Annotated in this window: 3 protein-coding genes; all 3 read right to left on the bottom strand. The window is 33.6% G+C overall.

The window, feature by feature from the left end; genetic code table 11:
* Positions 1-238: 238 nt before the first annotated feature.
* Positions 239-844, bottom strand: coding sequence for a DUF2202 domain-containing protein (locus Q0L68_RS19130; RefSeq protein WP_296705850.1), 606 nt, complete (start codon positions 842-844; stop codon positions 239-241).
* Between the two features lie 145 nt (positions 845-989).
* On the bottom strand, positions 990-2,015 hold the full coding sequence (locus tag Q0L68_RS19125; protein WP_296705849.1) for a glycosyltransferase family 4 protein: 1,026 nt from the start codon (positions 2,013-2,015) through the stop codon (positions 990-992).
* Positions 2,016-2,114: 99 nt separating this feature from the next.
* Positions 2,115-2,814: class I tRNA ligase family protein (locus Q0L68_RS19120; protein WP_296705848.1), on the bottom strand; the 700-nt coding region annotated here is incomplete at its 5' end.

The raw sequence follows: 2,814 nt of genomic DNA, 5'->3' as shown, positions 1-2,814 counted from the left end.
TTATTTCTTCTATAAATTATATTCAAGTATAGTTCAAATTATTACTAGCTCCAGTGATAAAAATCACAAGGAGCTTTTTCTTAATTGCCTGCTTTATTGTGTTCTTCATACCAAACTGGTTTTTCAATAGCATTAATCTTTATTTTTCTAGAGATGTTTCCATTTGGAAATTGAATCCGATTAATTGGGTTTTTCTAGATTATTCATAATTAAAATAGAGAATAGCATGTAAATGATATTAATTATTGCAACTAGTTCTAGGGCTATCAAGAATACTATCGTATTCTGATTGGGAGATATATATTGGAGAATATGTTAGGTTTGATAGGCTCGCTAAATCTTCAAATGATCTCAAATGATTCATGGACCCGCATTTTAGATTTTCATAGAGTAAAATCAATGAATTGTTATTAGTTTCAGATATAGCATTTTCTAAATCATAAATATCCAAGTCTTCTATTAATAGCCCTACGAGAAGTGCTTGGCTATTTGATTCATTTACTTTTGTTAGTAATTGCAGGTATAATTCTTTAATCTCAGGAATTGTAAATTCTCCAATTTTGGTACTCCCATTTAAAGGATCAGTGACTTGATACCGATTCATCATATTCAAAACAGCCTGAATGTGTTTAGTTTCACTGTTTGCGATATTTTGGAAAGCTAAAATGCCATACTTATCAAAAGCATTTATATAAATATCATGAGCAAGTTTTTCCTCCTCTCGCATATAAAGGAGTGTTTTTTGATCACCTTCATTTAGAATGGCTATCTGTAAAGGTTTTTCATCTTCTTGACATGAAGAAATACTTACCAGTATGAGGAAAAATCCAATGAGCTTTTTCATGACCTTTTTTGTTTTAAGGAAGGTCAGTTTATTTAAACTTTTATGCAGTGATCAATATCACTTATGAGAAAAATGTCCTTTAAGAAAATACAATTTCTTTAATCAAGAAGGGATTCAAGTAGAATGGAAAATTGAAAACAGTTTTTTACTTGGATAGTACTTCTATTAAATCCTGCTTTCTTTTGAAGAAGTTATAATTTTGATGAATTATTTGAATGCAGGTCTTTTGAATTGATTTTAAATCAAAATTCAAAAGAGATATTATAATCTCATTTAATCTTTGAATGTCTTTTTGCATTAAGATCAGTCTCTTATCTCTTATTATTTCAGGAATAGCTCCAACTGCTGAGCCAATTGGAATACAGCCGCATGCCATGGCTTCGCCAAGAGAATTTGGAAAGCCTTCAGAAGTAGAAAGCTGCAAATAAAATTGATGAGAATTATAAAGTTTCAAAAGATCAGATGGAGCGTGTTTTCCTAAGATATTGATATTTGGATTGGCTGATTGGTAATCAGGGTCTCCCACCAAAGTAAAGCTCCACTCGGGATGATTTTCTGCTAAATTCTCGATCAAGTCATACCCCTTCACTTTTGCACGTGAGGGATTTGAAGTGCCTGTTGCAACAGAAATGAAGGATAATGGTTGTCGTTTTATTTCCAGGTTTTTCCAGAAATCAAGATCAAAGCCATTTGGGATTACCTGAATAGGTGTTGTGAGATCTTGGATTAAATTTAATAAGCCTTGCTTGGGGGAAATTGATTTATCGAATCTATATTCTTGTTTAACTAAAGCCTGTGCAACAGGGAGAATTAAGCTACAATTTTTAAAACTGTAAACAGTAGCTTTTCGAAGCCATTTCTTTCTGAAATTCCCATACCCGATTTCCGGCATATTGATGCAATCGGTTCCTCCCGCCTCTATAATACATTTCTTTCCAAAAACCTTTCCAAACCAAACAGGCAATACGGAATGATAACCACCAAAAAAACAGAGGTATTGAGTCGTTTTTGGTAAATACCATGACAACTGAAAAAACTGTAAAACAAAGTAGAATGGAAGTTGGAAGGGGCTTTGGGTAAACTCTAAAGGCTTGATTTTTAATTCGGGACTGATCATTTGCAAGTCACGGTCAGTAAAAGCAGTTTGTACTGGATAGGTGTAAATGATCATTCTTGCTTTTTTAAAAAATCAAAATAGCCCTTAAAACAGGAAAGGAGCAAGAATTCAAATGATTTGTTTTCTTACTCCTTAATAATATGGTGAGAAATCTTAAATGACTACGTTTACAATCTTTCCAGGAACAATAATCATTTTCTTTGGAGCTTTACCGTCCAGCCATTTTTGGACTATTTCATCTGCTAATGCAGCTTTCTCTATTTCATCCTTTGAAAGTGAAAGATCCAATTTGATTTTTGCCCGCATTTTTCCATTGATCATAACTGGATATTCAAAAGCACTTTCTTTTAAATATTTTTCATCAAAAACAGGGAATGAGGCTTCAGTAATTGAAGTTTGATGACCTAAAAGACTCCAGAGTTCCTCAGAAATATGTGGTGCATAGGGAGAAACCAATATTGCCAAAGGTTCCAAAATTTTCCTTTTGTTAGATTTCAAAGCACTTAATTCATTCACGCAGATCATAAAACTTGAAACGGATGTGTTGAATGAGAAACTTGACATGTCTTCTTCCATCTTTTTGATGGCCTTGTGAAGTGCCTTATATTCTTCTTTGCTTGGTTCAGCATCAGAGACCTGAAACTCTCCGGATTGAGTGTGGTATAAGTTCCAAAGCTTTCTTAAAAACTTGAATACTCCATCGATTCCATTGGTATTCCATGGTTTGAATTGCTCTAAAGGACCAAGGAACATTTCGTACAACCTAAGGGTATCAGCCCCATATTTTTCAATGATATCATCTGGGTTGACCACATTGTATTTGGACTTGGACATCTTTTCCACCTCAGACCCA

This window comes from Algoriphagus sp., from assembly GCF_024642405.1.
Taxonomy (GTDB): domain Bacteria; phylum Bacteroidota; class Bacteroidia; order Cytophagales; family Cyclobacteriaceae; genus Algoriphagus.
The sequence above is the reverse complement of the archived record's forward strand: the minus strand, read 5'-3'. Positions and strand labels throughout refer to the sequence as shown.